Raw genomic sequence first — 24,418 nt, forward strand, 5'->3', positions numbered from 1 at the left:
CTGCGTAGTCTTTTTGTTTGAATTCAGGTTGCATCTAGCGCCTTGACTGCGTGTCGTAATGTTTCCACTTCTTCGTTGTTCCAGCCAAATCGATCCACGGCATTGATGAACTGACGTGTCGCTTTGATGAGGGCATCTTTCAATTCCTCAAGCGATACAGTCCCCATAGGCGTCTTAGCATGACCATCTTCTAAAAAGGTGAGCTCAACTCCTGTGGCGGTCACCTTTGTAGCGGCTATCCGGATCGGGCCGTCCATGAATTGAAACGAGTATGTCTCATGCAATGGGGCGAATAAGAGGGCGCGGGCATTAGGAATCCACCAGTTCAAGACGACGGCGACGAAATCAGACCATCCTTGTCCCGGGAAATAAGCATAAGCATCGATGACAAAGGCAATATTGCCGATGATATGTGTCTCATAAGTTAAAGAGTCGAGATCCACTTCGATTGAAACTTGACTGTTCATAAAAACTCCTCTCAACGATCAGCACAGAAAAATACAATGAACTGAACCATAGTTGGGTAAATACTCGTATATATGGTATCACGACCAAATCGGAGGGATGACGATGAACACGCTCTACATGAAACAAAAGGTTTTCAGCCTGCGCGGACGTTTCACCATCAAGGATGCGGATGAGAACGATTTGTATTTCGTCGAAGGGAGCTTCATGAAGCTTCCGAAGTCGTTTACCATCTCGGACAAAGACGGCCATGAGATTACGACAATCACGAAAAAGACGTTCAGTTTCTTGCCGAAGTTCTATGTCGACGTCGAAGGCCAAGAGACGGTCACGATTTCGAAAGAGTTTACGTTATTCAAACCGCGTTATACGATTGATGCGGCCGGAATCGATGTGCAAGGCAACTGGTGGGACATGGACTTCCAAGTGATGCAGAACGGCCAAGTCATCGGCAGCGTCCAAAAGAAATGGTTGTCATGGGGTGACAGTTACGAGATTCAAGTGATGGACGAGACGATGGAGCATATGCTCATCTCAATCGTCGTCGCCATCGATTGTGCGAAGTCAGACCAAGCCGCAGGTGCTAGCGCGGCGACATAAAGGGGATGGAACGATGGAGTTTTGGGATGTGTATGATGTGGACCGCAAGAAGACCGGGCGGACGTGGCAGCGGGGCAACCGTCTCGAGAACGGCGATTATCATCTCGTCATCCACGTCTGCATTTTCAACAAGGACGGACAGATGTTGATTCAGCAGCGCCAACCGTTCAAAGACGGTTGGGCGAACATGTGGGACATCACCGTCGGTGGCAGCGCCACGGTCGGTGATACGAGCCAACAGGCGGCGATGCGCGAGCTCGAAGAAGAGATCGGGCTGAAAATCGATTTATCCCACACAAGGCCTCATTTGACGGTCAACTTTGACGAGGGGTTCGATGATATCTATCTTGTCGAGGCAGAAGTCGACCTCGACGAGTTGACGTTACAGGAATCAGAAGTGCAGGCCGTAAAGTGGGCGGATGAGGCGACGATTCTCGACATGATCCGTTCAGGTGAATTCATCCCGTATCACGAACCGATGATTCCATTGTTGTTCGCGATGCGAGGCCAGTGGGGAGGAATCAATCATGTGGCAGCAGTACACTTGGATCAATGAACCTAATGAAGTGAGCGCAGGTGAGAGCCTGACGTTCCAGACAGCACCAGACACCGACTTTTGGCGAAACACCCACTACGGATTCAACCGGATGACGGCGCACGCGTTGGTGACGGCCGTTTCGGCCGAGCGGTTCACGTGCCGGGCGACGATTGAGATGGGGCCGAGCCATACATATGACCAGGCCGGGATCCTGCTGTACGTTAACGACGACCATTGGCTCAAGACGTCCGTTGAATATATCCCGGACGGACCGTCACACCTCGGGGCCGTCGTCACATCCTTTGGCTATTCGGATTGGTCGACGCGTGATTTCCCGAACAAGGATATTCACGGACGGTTGACGTTCGAACTTGTCTATACAGATGGAGATGTTGAGGTGTTCTTCGAATACGAGGATGGTACGCGTGAACAGTTGCGGATTGCACATCTCCATGACGTGTCGACGTTACGCGTCGGACCGTACGCTTGCAGTCCCGATACGGAGGCGCCTGGATTCAAAGTCACGATTTCAGATTGGACAGTTACGGAAGCATCGACTTGAGTCATCGGTCGATGCTTTTTTATGTCATTTTCATTTCACTTCAAGAAAATGGTTGAATCGAAGCATGGAAAAAATTTATAATGCAATTAACGAAAGCGCTTTCGGAAAGCGTTTTCAATTTATACGTCACTAGAAGAGGCAAGGTCGATCGCGTCGTCCCTGCCTTCATTCATGCCAAAGGAGGAAATGTAATGAAGAAATGGGTCGCACTTGCACTCGGAACCGGTCTTGTCTTGTCAGCCGCACAAGGCGCATCTGCCGAAAAACCGGAGAAAAAAGACAACACGAAATGGAAGCTCGTCTGGTCGGATGAGTTCAACCAATCAAAAATTGACCAAACGAAGTGGAATTTTGACACGGGGAACTGGTTGAAGGACCAAGACGGTACGCCGGTCACACCGGGTTGGGGAAACAATGAGAAGCAATTTTACACGGACAAAAACGAAAACGCTTTCGTAAAAAACGGGAACCTCGTCATCCGTGCAAAAAAAGAACAAGTGACAGACGAACTAGGGTCATACGATTACACGTCGGCGAAGTTGACGACCAAAGGCAAGTTCAGTCAAACGTATGGCCGCTATGAGATGCGGGCGAAGCTCCCAACTGGCAAAGGGCTATGGCCGGCATTCTGGATGCTGCCAGAACAGGACCGCTACGGTGCCTGGGCCGCGTCTGGTGAAATCGACATCATGGAATCATGGGGCAGTCAGCCGGATAAGGTCGCCGGAACGATCCATTACGGCGAGAACTGGCCGAACAATAAATATACGGGTAAAGACTATCACTTTGAAGAAGGCGACGGCATCGACAAATGGCATACATATGCGGTCGAGTGGGAACCCGGCGAGTTGCGCTGGTACGTCGATGGGGAATTGTACCAGACTCAAAACGATTGGTACTCGAAAGGCTTGAACCAAGCGACAAAATACAGCTATCCGGCACCGTTCGATCAAAACTTCTATTTGATTATGAACTTGGCCGTCGGCGGCTGGTTTGATGGAGACGTCGATGCGACGACACCATTCCCGGCCGAGATGAAAGTCGATTATGTCCGCGTCTTCGATTTGAAAAACCGCGACTATCGCGAAGCGGTCGAACCGGTGTATACGGATGAAACAATCGTGCTTCCGGACGGAGCGAAACAACCGACTGAAGACGGCAATCTCGTCTACGATCAAGATTACACTGAGCCAATCACGACCGTGACGAACGGTTCGCAGGCGCTCGACCCTGTGAATTGGAACTATTTGGCGTTACCCGATTTTGGTGGGGCCGGATCCATCGACGTGATTGAGCAAGCAGGTTCACGCTTCGCGGATATCTCGATCACGCAAGCCGGCAGTCAGCCTTACTCGCACCAATTGATTCAAAACGTGTCACTCGGCAAAGGCGGTCACTATAAAGTGACGTTCGATGCGAGTGCCGACTCGGCCCGTTCGATTGCTGTCAAAGTCGGCGGCGGACCAGACCGCGGTTACGCCAAGTATTCGGATGAAGGCTCGTTCGATTTGACGACCGACGTCCAGACGTACTCGATGACGTTCGACATGACGGAAGACACAGATCTCGCGGCACGCCTCGAGTTCAACGTCGGACTCAGCACGGCAGGCGTTCAAATCGGGAACGTCCGCGTCGAACAGACACCGCGTGAAGCACTCGACCCGAATGCGACGAAACCGGCGCTCGGAGACGGGAACCACGTCTATAACGGCACGTTCGACCAAGGGGCGATGGACCGGTTGACGTACTGGCAGTTCGACCCAGGCGCGACGAAAGGGACAGGCACAGTTGACGAGGAAGCCCGTCATTTTGAATTCGTCACGAACAAGAAAAAAGGCCAACCGGCAACACTCGTCCAAAACGGCATTCAATTGACGGAAGGCCGTGAGTACGTGCTCCGCTTCAACGCCAAGTCAGAACGCATCAAATCGCTTCAAGTCGGCTTGAACGGATTGGACGGAGACGCGTATCTCCCGCTCCAAGACGTGTCGTTGACACGTAAGTTCAAAGCAATCGAGATTCCATTCACGATGGGACAAGAGACGGACTTGTTGAGCCAACTCCAATTTGTCCTCGGCTCTGCCAAAGGCACAATCACACTCGATGATGTGCAATTATTCGATGTGACACCGATTGAGGTCGATCCTTCACCGCTCAAGAACGGTTCGTTCACAGAAGGGTTGACGCATTGGGGCTCGTACGTCCACTTTGACGCCCAAGCGGCGGTCGAAGCGGTGAACGAGGCGGCTCAGTTGTCAATCACGCAAGAAGGACAAGAGCCATGGAGCGTGCTCATGGAGCAAGGCGGCCTCGAGTTGCATGCAGGTCAAACGTACGTCGTACGCTTTGATGCCAAATCGACAGTAGCCCGCAACATGGAAGTGACGATCGAGAACGCGGCATATACGCGTTACTTGAGCGAAATCGTCCAAGTCACTCCTGAGACGAACACATATGAGTTCGAGTTTGTTATGGGCCAGACGGACATGACAGCAATGAAATTCTTGCTCGGCCGCACGGACGGCTCGCCGCTCGGCGCGCACGATGTGACGATTGACAACGTCAGCGTGACCGTAAAATAATCGAAAATAAGAGCGCCTCGCATGCATGCGAGACGCTTTTTTTGCGTTTAAGACTCTCGTTTTCGACTGATCAGCCGTGCTGTACGCATCAAGGACGGGAGTAACTTCCGTCGCTTGCGGATGGCCAAATATCTGGCTTCCCACGTCGGTTTGAACTTGTGTTTGAACTGACGGAGTCCACTGAACGGATAGATGTAACTGATGTTCTCGAAGATGTCAGCCGCAATTCGCTCCGGCCAGTACGCGAACGGTTGCTCACCGACCGAGGCGAGCGGTGCCATGCCGAGACCGACATGGGCGTAGTCATTGGCCCGAGCCCACTCGATCACATGTAGAATCAGCACTTCGATCGATCCGGGCAGGGCGTCACCGTGAGAGCGCATCAAATCGATGGAGACAGTGTCACTACCGCGGAGCAACGTGATGAAGGCGACGACTTGTCCCGTCTCGTCACGAAGCAGGGCGACCGGATAGTGGGACAAGGCCTGCTCGTTGAAAAAGCCGAGCGAGAACCCTTTCTCACTTCGATTACCGAGCCAATCATCCGAGATGCCGCGCAATGACGCAATCAGCTCGGAAGACGGGTCCATGACGATGTCGGCCGTGTAGCCCCGCTTCGTGAATTGATTATGGAGCGAGCGCATGTTGGCGCGCTTTTTACCAGTGAGCGAAAACGTGGCGACGTCGACCGTCGCCTCTTCACCGAGTTTGAAGAACGTGAAACCGGCGTCGTGCAGGCGCGGCATCCAGTCCGGGGTGACTTGATAAAAGAGCGGGATATAGCCGAGCCGGTCCGTCTCTTCGATAAAGGCGAGCAACAGGTGTGATGCGGCGTCTCGCGCTCCTTGCACATCCCCGAGGACGATGGCATGATTGCCGGATTTAGCAAACAAGAGACATGCCTCGTCGTTTGGCCCATAGTAGACGAGCTTGTCGTTCATATAGGCCAAATCGAACGCGCTCGTCGTCGCATGCGTAGCTTGAAACGCCGCGAAGCGGGACGGTTCGAACGACGTGCCGAGCTTCGGACGTTTCAGCCGGTTGAACAGCGTGAAGATGCCAATCAACAGCAGTCCGGACAAGACGACGGCGGCGAGGCTCAACCCGGCGGCAGCTTCCGGGTCGAAGAAAATCGTGTCGGTCTGACTGAACGACTGCAGCAGGAACGCATGCGTACCGACGTAGATGCCGACATAGGCGACGTTGCGGACGAAGCGGCTGACGGTCACGATGGAGCGATAGCGTTTGTGTTGGGTCCGGGTCAACCAGACGAACAAGGCGAACCCACCGACGACGAACGCTTCAAACAGATTGGAGCCGCGCGCGATGACACCGATACTGGCAATGAAAACAGCGACCCCGACGAGCCAGAGCACACGCTTCGTCCGAATGTACATCCCGAACGTGGTCAGTAGCGTCAACAGACCGGCCGTGAACAGCGCGAGCGTGCCGACCCACTGTAACCAGAGGGCGGTCGAATAGAGCGGTGACACGCTTGGTAACAGCGTCTGGAACCACAAGACGAGGCTCGTCATCAATGCGATCAGGCTTCCGGCGAGCCGTCCGGTCTTAGCGAGTGTGCGCGACACGATGCGCCAGACGACGGTCCCGATCTCATAGGACGACCCGATGATCGGTTTATACTCGATCTGTTTGACGACCTGGTCCCCGAAGACGAGGGCCGCCAAGAACAGGCCGATCATGAACGGGACGATGAAGTAGACGAAGCGATAGATGATCAAAGAAGATAAGACGATCTCTTGGTCGATGCCGAGCTGGGTCATCCCGACGAGGTATAATAGATCAAACGAACCGACACCACCCGGGACGAGCGAGACGACCCCGACGATGGTCGCGACGATGAAGACGCCCATCATGGCCGCGAGCGGTGCTTCGCCTCCGAGCAAATGCAGGGCATACAAGGCGACGAGTCCGGCGGTTACCCATTCGGCGAGCGACGTCGCGATATAGCCGAGCAATGTCGACCAATCTAAGTTCGACCGCTTCCGCGTCACATAGATATAGAGCGGTAGGACGGCGAGTGTCGCGAGGAGCACGGGCCAAATCCACTGTTTTGTTTCGGTGAGCGCGCTAGCCGGGAAGAGCCCGAGCAGCACGCCTGCGGCAAGCAACGACAAGCCGCTGATGAGCGTCGGGGTCATCCAACCGATGGCTCGAAGCAAACGCTTCGTGTCCGTATATGGACGATACAGCGACGTCCGGAGCGCGATGCCGATGACGCCGCCAAACCCGATCATGCCGTTCATCGCGTTAGTGATCCATGCCGCGCGAAGCAGCTTCGAGAGTGGGATATGGACGTCGAGCGAGCGCAGTAAAAAGTAGTCGTATCCGGTCATCGTCAAGACGGCGACGAGTCCGAGTCCAATCAAGGCGATTTGTTCGAAGCCCGTCAACGCCTCTAACGTTTGAAACGCCGCGGCGAGCGACAGGTTTTGGAGCTCCTGACCGCTCTGATAAAGAATCAATCCAATCAATAGGAATGGAAGCAACCATTTCAGTTGTTTCCAGGAAAATCGCTTTTGCATCGTATGTACTCCTTCTGACTTGATTAGCTAAAGTGTACTCAATCGAGTCGCGTAATCATAGTACGAGTCAAAGGGGGAGACGGATTCAAAATCAATGAGATTCTTGAATCGTGGGAATGTAGACTGTAAACGCAAGAAATAGGACGAGTGAACGAAAATCAATCTGATACAGTGGAAACAAAGGGGGTGGACTGAGATGCTGACGTTTGAAGAGAAGTGGGAGAAAGTGCTCGCCTGTGACGCGGCGTATGACGGACAGTTCTATACCGCGGTCAAGACGACCGGGATTTACTGTCGGCCCTCGTGCCGCTCGCGAAAGCCGAAGCGGGAGAATGTCGATTTCTATGAGACGAAAGCGGAAGCGGAGTCGTCCGGCTTTCGGCCGTGCAAACGATGTCAGCCCGAGGTCGACCGTAGTCCGGCGAGCGCGCTCGTCCATGATGTGACGGCGTTCGTGCTCACGCATTACAAACGGCCGCTCAAGCTCGAGGAGATTGCCGAGCATGTCAACTTGAGCCCGTTCTATGTCGAGCGGACGTTCACCCAAGCGACGGGCGAGACGCCGCGCCGTCTGCTCGAAAAGGTTCGCATCGACAAGGCGGCCCATCTTTTGCGGACGACGGACATGAGCAATCTCGCCATCTGTTATGAGGTCGGCTTTCAAACCCCATCCAACTTTTATCGCGTCTTCCGACGGCTAAAGGGATGTTCACCGAGCATGTATCGAAAGGGGGAAGCCGATGAGCCGCTCATCGTTCGAGATTCACGTCACCGCTCCGTTTGATTTTCAGCAATGTCTGCTATTTTTACGACGCTCAAACGATGAAGTGATGCATGTGGCCCGCGAAACGTCCGTCTCAAAGCTGTTCGATGTGGACGGACGATTGCTGCTAGGGGATATCATGGAGACGGCTCACGGCCTCGTCATCGCGTTCCCGGAAGACGACATCACGAGCTCGGAACAGAAACACGTGGAGCGCTACGTCCGCGACTGGTTCGACCTCGACCAAGACGTCGCGGCGTTCGTACGGATGGCCGAGACGGATGAACTGTTGCGTCCGCTCGTCCGAGAGTACGAGGGGCTGCGCCTGATCGGGTTCCCGGACTTGTTCGAGGCGCTCGCGTGGGCCGTCATCGGTCAACAGATCACGCTGTCGTTCGCCTATACGTTGAAACGACGGTTCGTCGAGCAATATGGACCATCCCGTGAAGTGGACGGCGTGACGTACTGGGCTTTCCCGACCCCAGAGACGATCGCGCTGCTCGATCCGAGTGAACTGAGACAGCTCCAATTCAGCACCCGGAAAGCAGAATATATCATCGGCATCGCCCAGGAGATGACGGACGGACGATTGTCGAAACAGCAGTTACGCAACAAGTCACCCGACGTGATGCATGAACGTTTGCTGAGCTTGCGCGGTGTCGGGGAGTGGACGGCCGCGTATGTCCGGATGAAGTGTTTCCAAGATCCGACGGCGTTCCCGGCTGCGGACGCTGGTCTGCATCAGGCGTTGAAGCATCATCTCGGGCGAAGCGACAAGTTGACAGCAGACGAAGTGAGACAGTACGGGGAACGCTTTGCCGGATGGGAGGCGTACGCCACATTCTATCTATGGAGGTCATTGTATGGAGACGTATAGACTGGACTATGTGAGTCCAATTGGCATTCTAGAGATTGTCGGGACAGAGACGGCCATCCGCTCCATCCTGTTCGTCGAACGCGATGATGTCCGCTTTGAAGCGGAGGAGATGACGCCGGACGTGTTGACTACGTGCCACCGAGAAATCGAGGAGTATTTCAACGGACGTCGCCAATCGTTCACGTTCCCGTTTGAAGTCGAGGGGACGGTGTTTCAACAGGAAGTGTGGCAGGCGCTGGTCATGATTCCATACGCCGAGACGACCTCGTATCGCGAACTGGCCGTGACACTCGGCCGGGACCGCGCCGTGCGGGCCGTCGGCAGTGCCAACGGGCGCAACCGGTTGAGCATCGTCCTCCCGTGCCATCGCGTCATCGGATCGAACGGGACGTTGACTGGCTATGCGGGCGGCCTCTGGCGAAAGGAATGGCTGCTTCGACACGAGCAAGCCAACGCATATTCAGGCCTGGTAAAAAAACATCTACCCTTCCATATCTGATACAATGGAGAAGTCCTATCGTGACGTCTGAATCGACGTAGTGGTCTAGGACGATTCTCGTCACTCAGGAGCAATTTTTGGAGGGTACCATGATAAAATTACTAGCAGATTCAACTTGCGATTTATCCGATGAGATTTTAGCAAAATATGAGATTGGCGTCGCGCCGCTCATCATTACGATTGACAACAAGTCGTATGAGGACCGTGTCGACATCCAGCCCGATGAGTTTTACGGAATGTTGGAAGCGCTACCGGAATTCCCGACGACGGGGATGCCGAGCCCAGCGACATTTATGAAGCTGATGGAAGAGGCCGTCGAGAGCGGACATGACGAGATTCTATGCATCTGTATGTCGAGCGGGACGAGCGGGTCGTATCAATCGGCCGTGCTCGGAAAAGAATATTTCGAAGAGGCACATCCTGATTCGACGGTGAAAATTCATATCGTCGACTCTCGTTCGATGAGCCACGGCAGCGGCTGGTTGTTAATGAAGAGCGCCCAGATGCGTGAAGCCGGGGCGACGTTCGAGGAGCTCGTTGACTTCAACGAGAAGTATAAGCTGAAAGTGAAGCACTTCTTGTCGGTCGACGACTTGGACCATTTGATTAAAAGCGGCCGCATCTCGAATGCTAGCGCCATCATCGGCAAGCTGTTGATGGTCAAACCGATCATGAGCATGAAGAATGGCAAAGGGGCCATTGTCGCCAAAGAGCGCGGAACTCGTAAAGTGCTCAAGCACTATACGGACGAGTTCATCAAACGTTGCGACAAGGACATCACCAATTTTGTCATCATCGGCTATACGTCGGATCAAAAGATTGCTGAGAACTTGAAGGCGAAGATTCAAGCTGAATCCGATTTCAAGGGCGAGATTTACCTCATGCAGATGGGCGTCTCGGTCGGGACGCACGTCGGCCTTGGGGCCATCTCGATGTTCTTTGTGGAGAAATAAAACGTAAGCCGTCTCAATTAAGAGGCGGCTTTTTCTGTGGATAACGTTATCTACAGGCAGGGACGGTCCAGACGCGTTCCACGGACCAAGAGTTATCCACAATGTCGAGGCGATAGACGTCGGGATTGCTAAGTGTACGCCACGTGTCGAAGTCGAAGCGGTTATCCACATGTTGAAGAAGTAGCGCAAGCAGGTTGCCGTGTGTCACGAGGACGGTCGTGCCGTTTACGTCGTCGAGTGAAGTGATGACGCTCAAAATCCGGTGCGTCGCATCTTGACCTGACTCGGCACCTGGCACACGGAACGAGGCATCGGTGAACGAATGACGGAGCAACTCGAACCAATCGTCGCGCGGCTCAAGCGAGAGGATGCGTTCGCGCAACTTCGGCTCCGTCTCGATGGTCAGCTGTTTGGACGTGGCGAGTGGTGCAATCGAGGCGATGGCTCGCGTATAGTCGCTCGAGATGATGCGGTCGACGGGAATGTCTCGAAAGAAGTCAGCGAGGGCGAGTGCTTGTTGTTCGCCGGCTTCAGTGAGTGGGGCGTCCGGCTCTTGGCCAGTCGCCGAGCAATGACGGATGAGATAGAACGTAGACATAAAGTTCCTCCTTGATCATTTTTATGCAGAAGATAATAATGAAATATATGTAAAATAAAATACTGGTATTGAAATTATTTGAATTTAGTATAAATCATGTTGGAGGTACATATGACTCATTTTACAGAACAACTCAAAAATTCGTTAGAAAAGGGGTTCATTGATAAGCATCATCATCACGTGAGTCCATTTAAACCTGAGTTATTAATGAATGAAAAACATAAACGACAAGATGTACTCACTTCGCTTCTAGACGAACTAAAGGGATGCCAATCTTTCTTATTCTCTGTTGCGTTTATTACGGAAGCTGGCTTAGCTACGTTAAAATCTACGCTTTCCGACTTACATGACAAAGGTATCCGTGGAAAAATCATGACCTCAACGTACCAATACTTTAATCAACCTAAAGTCTTTAAAGAACTATTAAAACTGAAGAATGTAGATATTCGCATTTCAGAAGTTGAGGCATTCCACTCTAAGGGATACATTTTTCAACACGAAGAGTACTACTCATTAATTGTTGGAAGCTCTAATTTGACGTCTGGAGCGTTAAAGACAAATTACGAGTGGAATCTGAAGTTGACCTCTCACGAGAATGGAGAAATTGTCGGACACTTCCTCGATCAGTTTGAAGAAATGTGGAGTGTTTCAGTTCCATTGACACTTGAATGGATTTCAGCTTACGAACGTTCGTATCGTCCAGTCTTCGGAGAACGTGTAGCTGAATTTCCAGACTCGTATGGAGTAAATCGATTAAAAGAAGCGTTACAGGTAGAACCTAATTCGATGCAACTAGCAGCTTTAAATGGAATCGAGGCCGTTCGTGCGCATGGAAATACAAGAGCGCTCGTCGTATCAGCGACGGGCACGGGAAAAACATATTTAGCCGCTTTTGATGTTCGTCGCTATCGACCGAAGCGAATGCTATTCGTAGTGCATCGCGAACAGATTTTGCAAAAAGCAAAGAATGATTTTCATCGAGTCATTGGTGGTGATGAAAGTGATTTTGGTATCCTGTCAGGTTCGAGCCGAGCAATGGGGGCTAGGTATGTCTTTGCAACGATCCAAACAATTTCTAAACAAGAAACATTAGATCAGTTTGACCGAGACGCATTTGACTACGTATTGATTGATGAGAGTCACCGAGCAGGAGCGGTTACATATCAACGAATTATAGAACATTTCACACCACAATTTTTATTAGGAATGACAGCAACTCCTGAACGTTCAGACGGATATGATTTATTTAAGTTGTTTAATTACAACATTGCATATGAGATTCGGTTACAAGAAGCGCTTGAAGAGGACATGTTGTGTCCTTTCCACTATTTTGGAGTGACAGATCTTGAAGTGAGTGGAAATCAAGTTGAGTTTGATGTATTCACTCAGCTCGTGTCAGAGGAGCGTGTAGAACGGATTATCGAGAAGATTGATTACTATGGTTTTTCTGGAGAGCGTTTATGTGGTTTGATGTTCTGTAGTTCAAAACGAGAAGCGAAACGACTTTCTGAGGAATTGAATCATCGAGGTTTTAGAACATGTGCTTTAACGGGAGATGATTCGCAAGAAAAGAGACGAGTTGAAGTGACTAATTTGGAAGAGGGTCGTCTAGATTACATTTTAACAGTTGATATATTCAACGAAGGTATTGATATTCCAAGCATTAATCAAGTCGTCATGTTGCGACAGACAGAATCAAGTATTATTTTTATTCAACAACTAGGACGGGGATTAAGAAAACACAGCTCAAAACAATACGTGACCGTTATCGATTTCATTGCTAACTATAAAAATAACTATTTGATTCCAATCGCTTTATCCGGAGACCGCTCTCAAAATAAAGATTCGATTCGGAGAAAAGTGATCGATCGTAGCTATATTTCTGGTACGTCGACTATTAATTTTGAAGCCATCGCAAAAGAGCGAATTTACGAATCGATTAATCAAGCAAAACTAACGGACTTAAAAGTGTTAAAAGAGGCTTATCACAATTTGAAAAACCGTTTAGGCCGACCTCCGATGCTAAGTGATTTTGTTGAACATTATTTAATGGATCCAATTGTTATTGGAACAAAGAAGGGTCATTACGGTGCCTTTTTGAATATAGTGGAGCCTGATCTCCCTGATCTTCCTTCCATTCATTCGAAAGTTCTGTTGATGGTGACCCAAGAGTTATTATCAGGAAAACGAGTACATGAGGCATTGTTAATGCAACTTCTGTTGGAGCAGGAAAGTTTGAACAAACAAGATTTTATTAATCGCTTGCGTGAGCAGGGCATCCGAAGTGATAAAGCTACCATTCACTCTTTAGAAAACGTATTATCACTAAACTTCTTTAAAGATGCTGATCGATTGAAGTATGGAGGACACGCCTTAATTTCTTGGGAAGGTGAGGTGTATAGATTCTCATCTCATATGCACTCTTTATTAAAAGATGAATGGTTCACTCAGCTGTTTAAAGATGTATTAACAGCTTCCTTAGCTAGAGGTCAACGATACGATCAAACAAAACCATTAACCCGACTTGAAAAGTACACGAGGAAAGATGCTTGCCGCCTATTAAATTGGGATAAAGAAGAACAATCGACGATGTATGGCTACAAAATAAAACATCAAACTTGTCCGATTTTTGTCACATACCATAAGGGTGAAGACGTTGAAGCTAGCGTCAATTATGGAGACTCCTTTATTAATCCAGAAGTGTTTCATTGGTATACGAGAAGCAGAAGAACGACAAAATCGGAAGAAGTACGTAAAATCATTGAAGCACAGGAAAGAGAAATCGATATTCATCTCTTTGTGAAAAAGGATGATGATGAAGGCGGAGATTTCTACTATTTGGGGGAAGTCAAACCGGATCGCGAATCTGTTCAAGATACGACAATGCTGAATCAAGACGGACAGGAATTGTCTGTTGTTACGATGAACTTACTCCTCCAAGAACGTGTCGATCAACAAATTTACGACTACTTACACGAACAAACACATTAATAAAAGCCGAGACGTGAGGGTTACACGTTCTCGGCTTTTGTCTTTTGATTAATGACATCGTTGACAGCAGGAATATCTGCTGGGGCCCACAATAGGGAATGTAAATTGTCGCGTTTCAACCAAATTAATGCATCGTGTTCTGTCGCGATAGGTGTTCCAGATTTCAACTCGGCACGTAATGAAATCAATTGAATGATGAACGTTTCATATTCGTGGACATGTTCATTAATCACTTCGTGTGCCGTGATTTCACAAGCTAATTCTTCAGAAATCTCACGTTCAAGTGCTTCTTGCAAATTCTCACCGTCTTCAACTTTTCCACCAGGGAACTCCCACATGTTTGGGATCAACATATTTGTTGAGCGAAGGGCGCAAAGGATTTCTTGATTTTCATTTTCAATCACTGCTGCAACTACTTTTACTTTCTTTTTCATCATAGCAACCTCATTCTCTTCAGTATTCGTTGCACTCATCATAACATCTCTAGTGACTGAGAGTTGTCTAAGGGAGAAACTCTAAAAGTTTTCCGTACTTAACCCTTATCAAACATCACAAAAGCGTTATAATCAATATAACAATTATAAACGGGGCGAGTCGGCGAATGGGGATTTACCGAATCGTCTCATACACAAATCCAGGGGAGAAGGATGGGGTTTTCATGAGCAGTGTTCAAAAGAGAACAGACGTCATTTTGATTGGTGCAGGCATCATGAGTGCGACGCTCGGGTCGCTCTTTCAAGAGCTCGTACCAGAGTGGGAAGTCAAAGTGTTTGAGAAGCTCGAAAGTGCAGGGGAAGAGAGTTCGAACGAATGGAATAACGCCGGGACGGGACATGCCGCCCTCTGTGAGTTGAACTATACGACCGAGAAGCCGGATGGCACGCTCGATATCTCGAAAGCGATCAACGTCAACGAGCAGTTCCAAATCTCGCGTCAGTTTTGGGCGCATCTCGTCAATAAAGGCTTGATTCAAAACCCGGAAGCGTTCATCCGTTCGATTCCACATATGAGCATGGTCCAAGGCGAGAAAGATGTCGACTTCTTGAAGAAACGTTTGGAAGCGCTAACAAATAATCCGTTGTTTGAAGGAATGGTTTTATCGGATGACCCGGAACAACTCCGTGACTGGATGCCGATTGTCATGGAAGGTCGTTCCGTCGATGAGCCGATCGCGGCGACGAAAATCGATTCAGGTACCGACGTCAACTTCGGTGCGCTCACACGGATGCTGTTTGATCATTTGACCGGCCAAGGTGTCGAAGTCAATTACAAGCATAGCGTCGAGGACGTCAAACGGTTGGCGAACGGGCTGTGGGAAGTGAAGGTAAAGGATATTCAGGCGAACACAATCGAGACGCACACGGCGCCATTCCTGTTTATCGGCGGCGGTGGCGGCAGCCTGCCGCTCCTTCAAAAGACAGGCATCCCGGAGTCGAAGCATATCGGCGGATTCCCAGTAAGCGGTCTGTTCCTCGTCTGTAAGAACCGTGACGTCATCGAACAGCACCATGCGAAAGTATATGGCAAAGCGAAAGTCGGCGCACCGCCGATGTCGGTGCCGCACCTCGATACGCGCTTCATCGAAGGACGCAAAGAATTGTTGTTCGGACCGTTCGCCGGCTTTACGCCGAAGTTCTTGAAGACAGGCTCGAACCTCGACCTCATCCAATCGGTCAAACCGTACAACGTCGTGACGATGCTCGCGGCCGGGGCGAAAGAGATGCCGCTCACAAAATATTTGATTGAACAGGTGCTCTTGTCGCATGACAAACGGATGGACGAGCTCCGCGAATTCATCCCGACCGCGAAGAACGAGGAGTGGGAAATCGTCGTCGCCGGACAACGAGTCCAAGTCATTAAAGACACGCCGGATGGCAAAGGGACGCTCCAGTTCGGGACGGAAGTCGTCAGCGCCGAAGACGGATCGGTCGCAGCGCTGCTCGGTGCGTCACCGGGAGCCTCGACGGCCGTGCACGTCATGTTAAAAGTGCTCGAGCAGTGTTTCCCGAACCGGATGCCGGAATGGGAACCGAAAATCAAAGAGATGGTGCCGTCTTATGGCGTCTCACTCTCCGATCACCCGGAATTGTTCAAGACGATTCACGAATCGACAGCGATGGCGCTCGGCTTGAAAGAAAAAGGCGTCGTCCACAATTAAGCGAGTTCAGGCGAGGATATGAAAATATTCTCGCTTTTTCTTTTTGATTTTTGCATAAAAAAAAGACCTCTTCGCACGGAAGGGGCCAATCAAGTAGTGGCGACAGGTTCTTCGCTCAAATAAGCAGCAATTTGTTGATCGATAATTTCTTCCGACAATTCAAGCGCGAGCGAAAGTTCTTTCACGAGGATCGTTTTAGCGTTCTCTAGAATCTTACGGTCCTGTTCATATAACTTTTTGTTCAACAAGATAGCTTCGCTTTGGCGGCGAGCAAGCGTGTTGATGACTTGAGCGATGTCGTGACGGTTACCCGAGTGTACGACGTTCAAGAATTCGCGATTGCGGTTGTTCGGATGGGGATTCCATTCGACACCCGGCGAGCGGAACGATTCGAGGATCTCTTTTGCTTCTTTCGCTTCAAGGAGCGTCAACATCATCACTTTATCACTATCGACGGGGATACTGATTTGCAACTTCTGTGCGTTGTTGATGGGATGGAGCGTATAGTACGACTTCGTCTCACCCGCGACCGTCATGTCGGAAATGTCGTCAATGCGGCAAACTCCGTGGGTCGAATAGATGATTAAATCACCAGTTTTGAACAAATCGATCACCTCTTCCTTTCATCAAGTATAGTAGTTCATGACACGAAATGTCAACTCGGTTGACATTTGAGGTGAGATATGAGACAAAAAAATCCCTCCCAATCGTTAGGAGAGATTACAAATTCCAGTCGGCCTTCAACAACATTTTCAGTTGACGGAACGCGTCGTCACCGAGTGATTCGGCGATTTTTTGTTCGAGTTCAGCTTTCAGTGCCTCGTTCTGTTCGTAGCAACGGACCCCGAGTTCGGTCAATGCGATACATTTGTCTTTTCGGCTCGTCGGATGATCGGTCACCGTGACGAGTTCTTTCATCTTCAAGTTCTTGATGAGCTTATGAATCGCTTGGCGGGAGATGTGGACGTTGCGTGTCACTTCGGCAATGGTCGGCTTCGTCTTATAGATGCGGGCGAGCACGTACCATTCGGAGTTGGAGATGTAGATATCGTGTTGCTCGTTCCAAGCCCGTTCGCTGATGCGACGGATTTGGTCGTGACGCTCGCTTAGGAGATCGAGGAGTCGTGTCGTCGGTTCTGTTGGAGTCAAATTGGTCACTCCTATTCGTTTTTGTCGTTCCTAACTATACAAAAGCCGATGTGTCGCGTCAATGCGCAAACGAGATCGTCATCCTCCAATAAGATTTACTGATTTAGGGAACAGAAAAACAGAGGAGGGACTTTCATGCCGACACGTACTGACTTGTTTCAACGCTATAAACAACATATTCTCGAACTGCCCGACCTGGAGGAAGCGACACTGAAGAGTGAACCGTTCTTACTCGAGGAGGACCCGAACAAGCAACTTACAATCTATTACGCTCCGTTCGAATACATCAATCCGAACGCCAAAGTCGTCATCGCAGGGATTACGCCAGGACTGTATCAAATGCGGCAATCATTCGAGGCCATCCGCGATTTGGCGGACGCGCCCGACGAGGAAGCGCTCCGAGCCGTCAAGCAACGGGGCAGTTTCTCGGGACCGATCCGCAAGAACTTGGTGACGATGCTCGACGACTTGGAGTTGCATCGTCACCTCGGTCTCCCGACGACGCTCGACTTATTTGGCGAGGCGAACCATCTTGTGCAGAACACGGCGGTGTTGCCCTATCCCGTCTTCTATAAAGGGAAGAACTACAACGGGTCGAGTCCAGACATGTTGAAGACGGACTTGTTCCGGTCTTATGTCGAAGGCAGCTTCGCCGACGAGATGGCCGTCCTCGAGGATGCGCTCATCTTGCCGATGGGCATCAACGTCCGTCGGGCCGTCGAGACGCTCGTCGACAAGGGCATCATCGCGCCGGAGCGCGTCGTGAGCGGATTCCCCCATCCATCAGGGGGGAACGGCCATCGGCATCGCATCTTTGCCGAGAACCGTGAATCGATGCGCCGTCATATCGCCGACCATTTCAAACAGCATCCGCTGAAGTGAGCCGTCACCGTGCGGTTCTTTTTTTTGTGAAGCACCTCACCTGACAAGTTTTCTTTAGTTCGCTAAAATGGGGTACGAGGTTGACCCAGTTTTCCCATGAGAGAAAGGAACCGTCTATGATCACGTTAACGAATGTCAGCAAACAGTTCGGCCGCGACGTAGCCGTCCGTGACGTCTCGCTTCAAATCGAGCGGGGTGAGGTATATGGCATCATCGGCGCGAGCGGGGCCGGTAAGTCGACGTTGCTCCGGTTGATGAACCTGCTCGAGACACCGGATACAGGGCAAGTCACGATCGATGGCGATGAGTTGACGGGCCTGTCGAGTCGACAACTACGCGAGAAGCGGCACGTCATCGGCATGATTTTCCAACAGTTTAATCTCGTCGCGAACAAGACCGTCTATGACAACGTGGCCGCCTCGTTGAAGCTGGCCGGTCGACCGCGGGCGACGCATGAGGCTCGGGTGCTCGAGTGCTTGCGTTTCGTCGGGCTCGAGTCGTTCAAAGATAAATACCCAGCACAGCTCAGCGGCGGGCAGAAACAGCGCGTCGCCATCGCGCGGGCGCTCGCGAACGAACCGCACGTCTTGTTATGCGATGAGCCGACGTCGTCGCTCGACCCGAACACGACGGCCGAAGTGCTCGGCGTGTTGAAGTCGATTAACGAGCGACTTGGCGTCACCATCGTCATCGTGACGCATGAGATGGACGTCATCAAACAAGTGTGTGACCGCGTGACCGTCATGACGGACGGTTCGGTGTATGAGACGATTGACGTCATTCCGAGCGGGGTCGCAGATATCGATGACAATCCGTCCTGGTTCGTCAATCAACTGAAAAAGGCAGGTGAACCACATGCCTGAGGTGCTCCTGCAATACCAAACCGAGATTTGGCGTTCGATCGGGGAGACGTTCATCATGGTCGGCGTTTCGATTCTCGCGGCCGTCCTCCTTGGTTTGCCGCTCGGGACGTGGCTCTACTTGTCCCGGAAAGGGCAGCTGCTCGAGAATCGGGCCGTCTTCTCCGTGCTCAACTTGGTCGTCAATATCGTCCGCTCGTTCCCGTTCCTACTACTCGTCGTGTTTTTGATTCCATTTACGCGGCTCATCATCGGAACGGCCATCGGGACGGCGGCGGCAACCGTGCCGCTCGCCATTATCGCCATCGCCCATTACTCGCGACTCGTCGAACAGTCACTCCTTGACGTACCGCGTGGCGTCGTCGAGGCGGCCGTGTCGATGGGGGCGTCCATTAAAGACGTCATCTTCAAGTTCCTATACGTCGAGGCCCGTTCCGGTCTCGTCCTCGGGCTGACGACGTCAATCATCAGCTTCATCTCGTACTCGACCATCATGGGGGTGGTCGGGGGCGGTGGCATCGGTGACTTTGCCATCCGTTATGGCTATCAACAATTTAAGACGGAGCTGATGATGTATATGATTTTAATCATGCTCGTCTTCGTCCAGATGATTCAGTTCACCGGTACGACGGTGGCCCGGCTCATCGACAAACGCTAATTACCTACAGAAAGAAGGAAAACCAATGAAAAAATTAATGGCGCTTTTCGCCTCACTCACACTCGTCCTCGCGGCGTGTGGGAACGATTCCGAAACGAACACGACGGAAGCCCCGTCAAACGAGCCGCAGACGCTCAAAGTCGCATCGCTTATCCCACCGATGACGGATATGCTTGAAATCGCGAAAGAGCAACTCGCAGAAGACAACATCGAGCTCGAAATCGTCGTCCTCGGTGACAACGTCCAACCGAACACAGCGCTCGCAGCAAAAGAAGTCGACGCGAACTTCTTCCAACACGTCCCGTACATGGAAGAGTTCAACCGCAGCAATGACGCTAACCTCGTCCCAATCGAACCGATTTACTTCGCCAACTACGGTGTCTACTCGAAAGAGTATGACAACATGAACGACATCCCGGAAGGCGCGACAATCGCCATCGCGAACGACGTGTCGAACATCGACCGCTCGCTCTCATTGCTCGCGCAACACGATGTGATTAAGCTCGGTGAGAAGAACGGGTCGTATTACACGCAAGCCGATATCACAGAAAACCCGAAGAACCTCAAGTTCGAGGAAGTCGATTTGCTCATGCTCGCGCGTGCGTACGAGGACGTCGATGCGGTCCTCATGACGCCGGCCTATGCGGCGCCACTCGGCTTGACGCCGAAGAGCGATGCCCTCTTGACGGAAGGTGTCGAGAACGACTTCGCCATCACACTCGTGGCCCGTGAAGACAACAAAGATGAAGAAGCCATCCAGAAACTCGGCGAAGCACTCACAAGTGACGAAGTCCGTGCGTTCTTGGAAGAAAATTACGAAGAAACGGCGATTCCGGCGTTTTAATGAAAAAAGATTGAGCCCACGCGGCTCAATCTTTTTTAGTATTCCTCGTATTCTGTCGGGTCTTGATTATCGATGCGGCCGTCTTGCTTCGTCAGGGCGTTGAGCGTCTCCATCTCGTCCTCGGTCAATTCGAAGTTGAAGACGTCGAGGTTCTCTTTTTGGTGCAACTCGCTCGACGAACGCGGGAGCGGGATGACACCTAGTTGGACGTGCCAACGCAGAATGACTTGGGACACGGTCTTGCCTTTTTGTCTTGCTAGTTCCGCGATCGTCTCGTCATGCGTGACAGTCCGGGCTCGGCTCAACGGACTCCATGCCTCAGTGATGATGCCGCGCTCTTTGTCAGCTTGACGCTGTTCCACTTGGGAGAAGTATGGGTGGAGCTCGATTTGGTTGATGACCGGTGTCTCACCCGTCTCCTCAATCAAACGGTCGAGGTGCTCAGGCATAAAGTTCGAGACGCCGATGGAGCGGATCCACCCGTTCTCTTTCGCTTGGATGAGTGCGCGCCACGCCTCCACGTATTTGTCTTGTTTCGGGTTGGGCCAATGCAACAGGAACAAGTCCCAATAGTCGAGGTTCGCCCGGTAGAGCGACTCACGAATCATCTCGAGCGCATCGTCGTAGTCGAAGTATTGGGCGCGAAGCTTCGACGTCAAAAACAGCTGCTCGCGCGGGATACCGGATTGGCGGACGGCTTCCCCGACGGCACCTTCATTGTCATAGCGAATTGCCGAATCGATGAGACGATAGCCGTTGCGGATAGCGCTCGTGATGGCGTCGACGCCCGGTTCACCTCGTAAATAAACGGTGCCGAGCCCGATTGCCGGAATCTCGTAGCCGTCATGTAGTTTGATGGTTGGGATGTTCATGAAATGCCTCCTCATTCAAAATCCGTTCTCTTGTCCGATATTCCACTTTCCCGGGGAATCAAACGTTTGAATCGGTCGGAGTTAATTAAAATGGAGTTGCCTATTTTCCTGTTTTTGGGGTAATTGGCATGAGGTGATGGGGATGAAGTGGTGGTGGATGTTCGGGATATTGGCCATTGGAGGAATGATGTTCGTCAATGAGGCTTGGTATGGAAACTCGGCGGCGTTTGGAACGGCGATCAGTATGATTATCGTGGCGTTGATTGGCCTAAAGAGTTTAGAAAACCGATATCGGATAAGAATGGGAGTCATCTTTTCATTATTGATTGCTGAAGCGATTTACTTTGGGTTGCCGAGTTATTCAGTCGCCGAGGCGGAACATACTTTGAAAAGAGAACACAAGAACGTGACATATGTGAATGATCTCGGTGTATCGGACAGGGGATGGAACCCATTTCGACCGAATCGCGTCTACTTGTTTGAAATCGATTCTGGAGACAGGATCTTGTTTCTACCAGACTCGGGAGAAATTATAAAAACGCGTCCTCCAATGTGAGGACGCGTTTCCTATTAGTTGCGAATCATATAATCGAAAGCACCGAGTGCGGCCGTCGCACCAGATCCCATCGAGATGATGATTTGTTTGTAGGCGCTGTTCGTGCAGTCACCTGCTGCGAAAACACCTGGGACGTTCGTCGCGCCGTGACGGTCGACGACGATCTCACCAAAGTTGTTGCGTTCGACCGAGTCGAGCCAGTCCGTGTTCGGGACGAGGCCGATTTGGACGAAGACGCCTTCGAGTTCGACGTGATGCGTCTCGTTCGTCTCACGTGACAAGTACGAGATGCCGTTCACTTTGTCCCTACCCGTGATTTCTGTCGTCTGAGCGTTCGTGACGACGGTCACGTTCGGGAGGCTGTGGAGACGGTCTTGAAGCACTTGGTCGGCTTTGAGTTCGGCAGCGAACTCGAGCACCGTCACGTGTTTGACGATTCCAGCGAGGTCGATGGCTGCTTCAATTCCAGAGTTACCGCCACCGATGACCGCGACGCGCTTGCCTTCGAAGAGCGGGCCATCACAGTGCGGGCAGTAGGCGACACCTTTGTTTTTGAACTCGGCTTCACCTGGGACGTTGACGTTGCGCCAGCGTGCACCAGTCGAAAGGATGACACTCTTACTCTTCAAGACGGCACCGTTCTCAAGTTCGACTTCGACGAGGTCTTTCTTCTCGAGGCGCTTCGCGCGCTGGAGGTTCATGACGTCGATGCCGTATTCTTTCACGTGCTCTTCCAAGCTCGCGACGAGTTTCGGGCCTTCCGTGTAAGAGGTGCCGATGAAGTTCTCAATCCCCATCGTGTCCATCACTTGACCACCAAAGCGTTCCGCGACGATACCAGTCCGGATGCCTTTACGAGCCGCGTAAACCGCTGCGCTCGCACCAGCTGGGCCGCCACCGATGACAAGAACGTCATACGGTTCTTTGTTTTCAAATGCCGAAGCGTCAGGACCAGTTCCGAGTTTCGCCAAAATCTCTTCAAGTGACATGCGTCCGTTGCCGAACGCCTCGCCGTTCAAGAAGACGGTCGGGACAGCCATGATTTCTTTCGCTTCCACTTCTGCCTTGAACGCACCACCGTCGATCATCGTGTGTGAGATGTTCGGGTTGAGGACGCTCATGACGTTGAGTGCCTGGACGACGTCCGGGCAGTTATGGCAGCTGAGGCTGATATAAGATTCGAAGTGGTACGTGCCTTGAATGTTTTGAATCTGTTTGATCGCATCCGCGTCCACTTTCGGCGCCCGGCCGCTCACTTGGAGCAACGCGAGGACGAGTGACGTGAACTCGTGACCGAGCGGGATTCCTGCGAAGACGATTCCTGTCTCTTCAGACGGACGGCTCACGCTGAAGCTCGGTGTGCGTTCGAGCGTGACGTTCTCGACCGAGATGCGTGACGACATGCTCGCGAGTTCGTTCACGAGGTCGAGCATCTCTTTTGAGACCGCGTCGTCTCCAGCGCTGACACGGAGGACGACATCGCCCTCCATGAGCTGGAGATATTGGTCCAACTGTTGTTTAATATCTGCTTCTAACATGAAATCCGCTCCTTACAACTTGCCGACGAGGTCGAGGCTTGGGCGAAGTGTTGCAGATCCTTCTTCCCATTTAGCCGGGCAAACTTCGCCTGGGTTGTTGCGGACGTATTGTGCCGCTTTGACTTTGTTGACGAGTGTGCTCGCGTCACGGCCGATGCCGCCTGCGTTGATTTCTACTGTTTGGATGACGCCGTCTGGGTCGATGATGAACGTACCGCGGTCAGCAAGGCCATCTTCTTCGTTCAAGACGTCGAAGTTACGTGAGATTGTGTGTGATGGGTCACCAATCATGATGTACTCGATTTTGCCGATTTTCTCAGACGTTTCGTGCCATGCTTTGTGCGTGAAGTGTGTGTCAGTCGATACTGAGTAGACTTCGACGCCGAGGTTTTTAAGTGTTGCGTATTCGTTTTGAAGGTCTTCAAGTTCAGTCGGGCAGACGAATGTGAAGTCAGCTGGGTAGAAGCAAACGACGCTCCATTGACCTTTGAAGTCGTTGTCTGATACTTCGAGGAATTCACCTGTTTGGAATGCTTGTGCTTTGAAAGGTAAGATTTCTTTGCCGATTAATGACATGGGATATGTCCTCCTTGGTTTTTTACTCTAGTGGGATTCTACCTCTACTAGAATAATTATAATGTAATACTAACTTCATATAACCCGCCAAAAATGTCAAGGCGTTTGCATGTCTGGTAAAATGTTGATGTATCAACGTTAAACGGATAAATCGCTTGATGAAAGGAAAGAAAACGATTACAAAATAAATGTGATTTTGTTTTCAATAACCTATGCAAAAAAAATAAAACCTTACTCATAGATATAGATTTGCTGAAGAAATGTGTATTTTGCAATACAAATGTGCACAATAATGCAACGAAAAGTACAGAACTTTGCCAGCTGGGTTTTAGTGTTTCGACAACGCATGCG

General features: G+C 51.1%; 24 protein-coding genes. 15 read left to right on the forward strand and 9 right to left on the reverse strand.

Features of this window, described 5'->3' with window-relative positions; translation table 11 throughout:
• Nucleotides 1-23 precede the first annotated feature (23 nt).
• Complete coding sequence (locus tag KNP79_RS12555) at nt 24-467, reverse strand: hypothetical protein (RefSeq protein WP_215192615.1); 444 nt, start codon at nt 465-467, stop codon at nt 24-26.
• 103 nt (nt 468-570) lie between these two features.
• On the opposite strand from KNP79_RS12555, the gene KNP79_RS12560 reads away from it, so the two are divergent.
• The 4 genes from KNP79_RS12560 to KNP79_RS12575 all read left to right on the forward strand — a co-directional run bounded on the left by KNP79_RS12560 (nt 571) and on the right by KNP79_RS12575 (nt 4,747).
• On the forward strand, nt 571-1,065 hold the full coding sequence (locus KNP79_RS12560; RefSeq protein WP_214797344.1) for an LURP-one-related/scramblase family protein: 495 nt from the start codon (nt 571-573) through the stop codon (nt 1,063-1,065).
• Between the two features lie 13 nt (nt 1,066-1,078).
• Nucleotides 1,079-1,621 (forward strand): NUDIX hydrolase, encoded by a 543-nt coding sequence (locus KNP79_RS12565; RefSeq protein ID WP_215192617.1) that lies wholly within the window; start codon nt 1,079-1,081, stop codon nt 1,619-1,621.
• Nucleotides 1,593-2,165 (forward strand): DUF1349 domain-containing protein, encoded by a 573-nt coding sequence (locus KNP79_RS12570; protein WP_215190445.1) that lies wholly within the window; start codon nt 1,593-1,595, stop codon nt 2,163-2,165. Before KNP79_RS12565 ends, KNP79_RS12570 begins: the two co-directional genes overlap by 29 nt.
• 191 nt (nt 2,166-2,356) lie before the next feature.
• On the forward strand, nt 2,357-4,747 hold the full coding sequence (locus KNP79_RS12575) for a carbohydrate binding domain-containing protein (protein ID WP_215192619.1): 2,391 nt from the start codon (nt 2,357-2,359) through the stop codon (nt 4,745-4,747).
• 47 nt (nt 4,748-4,794) lie between these two features.
• On the opposite strand, the gene mprF is transcribed toward KNP79_RS12575, so the two are convergent.
• Nucleotides 4,795-7,293 (reverse strand): bifunctional lysylphosphatidylglycerol flippase/synthetase MprF, encoded by a 2,499-nt coding sequence (gene mprF / locus KNP79_RS12580; protein WP_215192621.1) that lies wholly within the window; start codon nt 7,291-7,293, stop codon nt 4,795-4,797.
• Between the two features lie 196 nt (nt 7,294-7,489).
• Between mprF and KNP79_RS12585 the strand changes: the two genes are divergently transcribed.
• The 4 genes from KNP79_RS12585 to KNP79_RS12600 all read left to right on the forward strand — a co-directional run bounded on the left by KNP79_RS12585 (nt 7,490) and on the right by KNP79_RS12600 (nt 10,385).
• Nucleotides 7,490-8,077 carry a bifunctional transcriptional activator/DNA repair enzyme AdaA gene (locus tag KNP79_RS12585; protein WP_215192623.1) on the forward strand — a complete coding sequence of 196 codons (588 nt, stop codon included), beginning with the start codon at nt 7,490-7,492 and terminating at the stop codon, nt 8,075-8,077.
• Entirely contained in the window at nt 8,034-8,933 is a 900-nt protein-coding gene (locus KNP79_RS12590; RefSeq protein ID WP_215192625.1) for a DNA-3-methyladenine glycosylase family protein, read from the forward strand. The genes KNP79_RS12585 and KNP79_RS12590 overlap by 44 nt, the downstream gene beginning before the upstream one ends.
• On the forward strand, nt 8,920-9,432 hold the full coding sequence (locus tag KNP79_RS12595; protein ID WP_215192627.1) for a methylated-DNA--[protein]-cysteine S-methyltransferase: 513 nt from the start codon (nt 8,920-8,922) through the stop codon (nt 9,430-9,432). The genes KNP79_RS12590 and KNP79_RS12595 overlap by 14 nt, the downstream gene beginning before the upstream one ends.
• 89 nt (nt 9,433-9,521) lie before the next feature.
• On the forward strand, nt 9,522-10,385 hold the full coding sequence (locus tag KNP79_RS12600; RefSeq protein WP_029596408.1) for a DegV family protein: 864 nt from the start codon (nt 9,522-9,524) through the stop codon (nt 10,383-10,385).
• 46 nt (nt 10,386-10,431) lie between these two features.
• On the opposite strand, the gene KNP79_RS12605 is transcribed toward KNP79_RS12600, so the two are convergent.
• Nucleotides 10,432-10,983 carry a histidine phosphatase family protein gene (locus KNP79_RS12605; RefSeq protein ID WP_214754462.1) on the reverse strand — a complete coding sequence of 184 codons (552 nt, stop codon included), beginning with the start codon at nt 10,981-10,983 and terminating at the stop codon, nt 10,432-10,434.
• A 111-nt stretch (nt 10,984-11,094) separates the two neighbouring features.
• On the opposite strand from KNP79_RS12605, the gene KNP79_RS12610 reads away from it, so the two are divergent.
• Entirely contained in the window at nt 11,095-13,974 is a 2,880-nt protein-coding gene (locus tag KNP79_RS12610) for a DEAD/DEAH box helicase (protein ID WP_215192629.1), read from the forward strand.
• Between the two features lie 20 nt (nt 13,975-13,994).
• Here the strand turns inward: KNP79_RS12610 and KNP79_RS12615 are convergent, their stop codons facing one another.
• Nucleotides 13,995-14,408: a (deoxy)nucleoside triphosphate pyrophosphohydrolase gene (locus KNP79_RS12615; RefSeq protein WP_214754526.1), complete on the reverse strand. Its 414-nt coding sequence runs from the start codon at nt 14,406-14,408 to the stop codon at nt 13,995-13,997.
• 224 nt (nt 14,409-14,632) lie between these two features.
• On the opposite strand from KNP79_RS12615, the gene mqo reads away from it, so the two are divergent.
• Nucleotides 14,633-16,132 (forward strand): malate dehydrogenase (quinone), encoded by a 1,500-nt coding sequence (gene mqo / locus KNP79_RS12620; RefSeq protein WP_214754458.1) that lies wholly within the window; start codon nt 14,633-14,635, stop codon nt 16,130-16,132.
• An 89-nt stretch (nt 16,133-16,221) separates the two neighbouring features.
• On the opposite strand, the gene KNP79_RS12625 is transcribed toward mqo, so the two are convergent.
• Together KNP79_RS12625 and KNP79_RS12630 are read right to left on the reverse strand one after the other, a co-directional pair.
• A complete protein-coding gene (locus tag KNP79_RS12625; protein ID WP_131472030.1) occupies nt 16,222-16,746 on the reverse strand; it encodes a CarD family transcriptional regulator in 525 nt (174 codons plus the stop codon).
• A 106-nt stretch (nt 16,747-16,852) separates the two neighbouring features.
• A complete protein-coding gene (locus tag KNP79_RS12630) occupies nt 16,853-17,281 on the reverse strand; it encodes a MarR family winged helix-turn-helix transcriptional regulator (protein ID WP_214754456.1) in 429 nt (142 codons plus the stop codon).
• A 135-nt stretch (nt 17,282-17,416) separates the two neighbouring features.
• Between KNP79_RS12630 and KNP79_RS12635 the strand changes: the two genes are divergently transcribed.
• The 4 genes from KNP79_RS12635 to KNP79_RS12650 all read left to right on the forward strand — a co-directional run bounded on the left by KNP79_RS12635 (nt 17,417) and on the right by KNP79_RS12650 (nt 20,525).
• Nucleotides 17,417-18,163, forward strand: a complete 747-nt coding sequence (locus KNP79_RS12635) for a hypothetical protein (RefSeq protein ID WP_214754454.1) — start codon at nt 17,417-17,419, stop codon at nt 18,161-18,163.
• A gap of 116 nt (nt 18,164-18,279) precedes the next feature.
• Nucleotides 18,280-19,026: a methionine ABC transporter ATP-binding protein gene (locus KNP79_RS12640; protein WP_215192631.1), complete on the forward strand. Its 747-nt coding sequence runs from the start codon at nt 18,280-18,282 to the stop codon at nt 19,024-19,026.
• The gene (locus KNP79_RS12645; protein ID WP_215192633.1) at nt 19,019-19,681 is read left to right on the forward strand and encodes a methionine ABC transporter permease; all 663 of its coding nucleotides are present in this window, start codon (nt 19,019-19,021) and stop codon (nt 19,679-19,681) included. Before KNP79_RS12640 ends, KNP79_RS12645 begins: the two co-directional genes overlap by 8 nt.
• 25 nt (nt 19,682-19,706) lie before the next feature.
• Nucleotides 19,707-20,525, forward strand: a complete 819-nt coding sequence (locus KNP79_RS12650) for a MetQ/NlpA family ABC transporter substrate-binding protein (protein ID WP_215192635.1) — start codon at nt 19,707-19,709, stop codon at nt 20,523-20,525.
• Between the two features lie 35 nt (nt 20,526-20,560).
• On the opposite strand, the gene KNP79_RS12655 is transcribed toward KNP79_RS12650, so the two are convergent.
• The gene (locus tag KNP79_RS12655; protein WP_215192637.1) at nt 20,561-21,397 is read right to left on the reverse strand and encodes an aldo/keto reductase; all 837 of its coding nucleotides are present in this window, start codon (nt 21,395-21,397) and stop codon (nt 20,561-20,563) included.
• A gap of 142 nt (nt 21,398-21,539) precedes the next feature.
• Here KNP79_RS12655 and KNP79_RS12660 point away from each other — a divergent pair, with 142 nt between their 5' ends.
• Nucleotides 21,540-21,953: a hypothetical protein gene (locus KNP79_RS12660; RefSeq protein WP_215192638.1), complete on the forward strand. Its 414-nt coding sequence runs from the start codon at nt 21,540-21,542 to the stop codon at nt 21,951-21,953.
• A gap of 14 nt (nt 21,954-21,967) precedes the next feature.
• On the opposite strand, the gene ahpF is transcribed toward KNP79_RS12660, so the two are convergent.
• Nucleotides 21,968-23,491 (reverse strand): alkyl hydroperoxide reductase subunit F, encoded by a 1,524-nt coding sequence (gene ahpF, locus KNP79_RS12665; RefSeq protein ID WP_214754441.1) that lies wholly within the window; start codon nt 23,489-23,491, stop codon nt 21,968-21,970.
• Between the two features lie 12 nt (nt 23,492-23,503).
• On the reverse strand, nt 23,504-24,067 hold the full coding sequence (gene ahpC, locus KNP79_RS12670) for an alkyl hydroperoxide reductase subunit C (protein WP_021067918.1): 564 nt from the start codon (nt 24,065-24,067) through the stop codon (nt 23,504-23,506).
• Nucleotides 24,068-24,418: the final 351 nt, after the last annotated feature.

Source organism: Exiguobacterium sp. s7 (genome assembly GCF_018618195.1).
Classification (GTDB): Bacteria; Bacillota; Bacilli; order Exiguobacteriales; family Exiguobacteriaceae; genus Exiguobacterium; species Exiguobacterium mexicanum_A.

Excerpts from the sequence above, each read along its gene's own strand:
- KNP79_RS12610 (WP_215192629.1), top strand. The coding sequence starts at position 11,095 with ATGACTCATTTTACAGAACAACTCAAAAATTCGTTAGAAAAGGGGTTC.
- KNP79_RS12660 (WP_215192638.1), top strand. The coding sequence starts at position 21,540 with ATGAAGTGGTGGTGGATGTTCGGGATATTGGCCATTGGAGGAATGATG.
- KNP79_RS12640 (WP_215192631.1), top strand. The coding sequence starts at position 18,280 with ATGATCACGTTAACGAATGTCAGCAAACAGTTCGGCCGCGACGTAGCC.
- KNP79_RS12560 (WP_214797344.1), top strand. The coding sequence starts at position 571 with ATGAACACGCTCTACATGAAACAAAAGGTTTTCAGCCTGCGCGGACGT.
- KNP79_RS12570 (WP_215190445.1), top strand. The coding sequence starts at position 1,593 with ATGTGGCAGCAGTACACTTGGATCAATGAACCTAATGAAGTGAGCGCA.
- ahpC (WP_021067918.1), bottom strand. The coding sequence starts at position 24,067 with ATGTCATTAATCGGCAAAGAAATCTTACCTTTCAAAGCACAAGCATTC.
- mprF (WP_215192621.1), bottom strand. The coding sequence starts at position 7,293 with ATGCAAAAGCGATTTTCCTGGAAACAACTGAAATGGTTGCTTCCATTC.
- KNP79_RS12600 (WP_029596408.1), top strand. The coding sequence starts at position 9,522 with ATGATAAAATTACTAGCAGATTCAACTTGCGATTTATCCGATGAGATT.
- KNP79_RS12605 (WP_214754462.1), bottom strand. The coding sequence starts at position 10,983 with ATGTCTACGTTCTATCTCATCCGTCATTGCTCGGCGACTGGCCAAGAG.
- mqo (WP_214754458.1), top strand. The coding sequence starts at position 14,633 with ATGAGCAGTGTTCAAAAGAGAACAGACGTCATTTTGATTGGTGCAGGC.
- KNP79_RS12555 (WP_215192615.1), bottom strand. The coding sequence starts at position 467 with ATGAACAGTCAAGTTTCAATCGAAGTGGATCTCGACTCTTTAACTTAT.
- KNP79_RS12590 (WP_215192625.1), top strand. The coding sequence starts at position 8,034 with ATGAGCCGCTCATCGTTCGAGATTCACGTCACCGCTCCGTTTGATTTT.
- KNP79_RS12565 (WP_215192617.1), top strand. The coding sequence starts at position 1,079 with ATGGAGTTTTGGGATGTGTATGATGTGGACCGCAAGAAGACCGGGCGG.
- KNP79_RS12635 (WP_214754454.1), top strand. The coding sequence starts at position 17,417 with ATGCCGACACGTACTGACTTGTTTCAACGCTATAAACAACATATTCTC.
- KNP79_RS12595 (WP_215192627.1), top strand. The coding sequence starts at position 8,920 with ATGGAGACGTATAGACTGGACTATGTGAGTCCAATTGGCATTCTAGAG.
- KNP79_RS12585 (WP_215192623.1), top strand. The coding sequence starts at position 7,490 with ATGCTGACGTTTGAAGAGAAGTGGGAGAAAGTGCTCGCCTGTGACGCG.
- KNP79_RS12655 (WP_215192637.1), bottom strand. The coding sequence starts at position 21,397 with ATGAACATCCCAACCATCAAACTACATGACGGCTACGAGATTCCGGCA.
- KNP79_RS12645 (WP_215192633.1), top strand. The coding sequence starts at position 19,019 with ATGCCTGAGGTGCTCCTGCAATACCAAACCGAGATTTGGCGTTCGATC.
- KNP79_RS12615 (WP_214754526.1), bottom strand. The coding sequence starts at position 14,408 with ATGAAAAAGAAAGTAAAAGTAGTTGCAGCAGTGATTGAAAATGAAAAT.
- ahpF (WP_214754441.1), bottom strand. The coding sequence starts at position 23,491 with ATGTTAGAAGCAGATATTAAACAACAGTTGGACCAATATCTCCAGCTC.
- KNP79_RS12650 (WP_215192635.1), top strand. The coding sequence starts at position 19,707 with ATGAAAAAATTAATGGCGCTTTTCGCCTCACTCACACTCGTCCTCGCG.
- KNP79_RS12575 (WP_215192619.1), top strand. The coding sequence starts at position 2,357 with ATGAAGAAATGGGTCGCACTTGCACTCGGAACCGGTCTTGTCTTGTCA.